General features: G+C 40.5%; 3 protein-coding genes. All 3 read right to left on the bottom strand.

Going from position 1 to position 2,042, the window contains the following annotated elements; genetic code table 11:
• Positions 1-571: sulfatase-like hydrolase/transferase (locus F6K20_RS35985; protein ID WP_287298018.1), on the bottom strand; the 571-nt coding region annotated here is incomplete at its 3' end.
• A gap of 604 nt (positions 572-1,175) precedes the next feature.
• Complete coding sequence (locus F6K20_RS35980) at positions 1,176-1,520, bottom strand: hypothetical protein (protein WP_131826963.1); 345 nt, start codon at positions 1,518-1,520, stop codon at positions 1,176-1,178.
• 222 nt (positions 1,521-1,742) lie between these two features.
• Entirely contained in the window at positions 1,743-1,865 is a 123-nt protein-coding gene (locus F6K20_RS35975) for a hypothetical protein (RefSeq protein WP_287248381.1), read from the bottom strand.
• Between the last annotated feature and the right edge of the window lie 177 nt (positions 1,866-2,042).

The following is a 2,042-nucleotide window of genomic DNA, read 5'->3' as shown; positions in this document are numbered from 1 at the left end:
GCTCTTCTTCTGCATTCAAGTGATAGAGGTTGCCCAAGAATTCGTCAAAGCCATGGACTGTGGGCAGAAACCGGTTGAGATCCCCCAGGTGGTTTTTGCCAAACTGCCCCGATGTGTAACCCAAGGGCTTCAGCATTTCTGCCAAGGTGGGGTCTTCATCCTGGATGCCAAAGGGTGCTCCTGGGAAACCGACTTTCAGCAAGCCAGTCCGCAAACCACTTTGGCCAGTGATAAAAGCTGCCCGACCGGCGGTACAGCTTTGCTCAGCGTAGTAGTCCGTAAACAGCATGCCCTCATTGGCAATGCGATCGATGTTGGGCGTGTCGTAACCGACAATGCCCTTTTCATAAGCACTGACATTAGTCCAACCAATGTCATCTCCCATGATCACCAGGATGTTGGGCTGGCCTTCTGTGTCGGCAAGTGCGATTCCCTGGTTAGTCACTGGGAGGAAACCTACTAGGGTAAAGGTGATCGTTAGTAGGATCGCCATCACCCCATTGAATAATCGCTTCCCCATCTGGGCATTGTCATGACTGCCCTTGGAGCGATTAGCTCTCAAATATTTCATTAAGGCTACCGTTATATCAAACGTTTAAACTTTTGTGTTGCAAGTTTTATGCACCCGTTTGTTAGTATCTCACAGTTTTTGCATCACAAAACTTTTTTTTTGATTGACTGTGATTGAAAATCTCTTGAGCACTGACCAGATTTTATCTGTCTAAATCAGCTGAAATATAGAGTGGGTAAGGACTTGGCTGATCCAGATCTTTTCTGAAATGAGGATTCCACGAATATATATATATTTCTTATTCAGATCTCCATAAATATATAAGAAAAACTAATGCATTAACATGATTATTATTCTTAAATAATTTACTAGAATAATAATCATTAATATCACCAAAATAAACGTTAATTAATGTTAACAAATCGGGGGGGGTAGTCTAAGTATGATAGGATAGTATTTTAAGCAGTAATAAATTTTAAAATTTATTAAAAATTTAACCTATTCGATACTTAAACTACTATAATGCGTGGCCTGGAAAACCTCGTTAATTAATGTTAAAAAAACGGCAATTTTATTTTAAGTATGATAAGATAGTATTTTAAGCAGTAAAAAGTATAAAATTTATTAAGAATTGGGTATATCCGGTAATTGTTCTGGTAAGATGCTAATTTTGAAGTAAGCATTCAGGTATCAGCCATTGGCCTATAGCCAAGCTAGGCCAAAACGCTTGCATGTCACTTATGCAGAACATTTGTACTAAATTTGGGTAATAGGTAATAGGTAATAGGTAATAGGTAATAGGTAATAGGTAATAGGTAATAGGTAATAGGGGGAGCATGTCCAGGATGAATATTTGTACATTATCTATAGCCCCCTCATGGGTAATTGCTTCCGCTAATGGGACATAGTACAAATGTTCTGCAACTTTGACCTGCTCCCGCCAAAACAGCGTCGAAGCCTTTACCATGCATATGCTTACAAAAAAGCGATCGCTTTTTTGCGATCGCATCTTATCGACCCAATCAAGGTTTCATGTCTGTATTATCCCAATCATCCCGCACTGATTAAAAAGCGTCCGCTCACAGATACTCAAGGGAGCATGTCAATTTTGTTAATCCCTGTTCAGATCCCCCTAAATCCCCCTTAATAAGGGGGACTTTTAAATCTAATTCCCCCCTTTTTTAAGGGGGGCTAGGGGGGATCTATGTACCTAATTACAAAGGTGACATGCTCACAGATACTCAACATGCCCAACCATTTCCTCTGGCTTATAAGTCTCCTGAATCAAAACTAAGCCTTTGAGCATCAGGAAAACAGCAGGAAAACGCAAGCAAAACAGAGGATGCGATCGCAACCGCCACTATCTTCTTCTAAATACAGTTAAAACTTATTCATAAACCCTGATAAAAACAGTAAATCAACTCCCGGCAATAACCAGGGAGAGCATAGTTCCAAAAGCTGGCGTTGCTGAATCTTTGAATAAATAGGAGTAGAGTGGGCATCCTGCCCGCTCCAAAAGATCAAGGGACAA

It is taken from the genome of Moorena sp. SIO2C4, from assembly GCF_010672485.1.
GTDB classification, from domain to species: domain Bacteria; phylum Cyanobacteriota; class Cyanobacteriia; order Cyanobacteriales; family Coleofasciculaceae; genus Moorena; species Moorena producens.
The sequence above is the reverse complement of the archived record's forward strand: the minus strand, read 5'-3'. Positions and strand labels throughout refer to the sequence as shown.

Bases quoted from the DNA above. Each gene is read 5' to 3' on its own strand.
- F6K20_RS35980 (WP_131826963.1), bottom strand. From the start codon at position 1,520: ATGCGATCGCAAAAAAGCGATCGCTTTTTTGTAAGCATATGCATGGTA.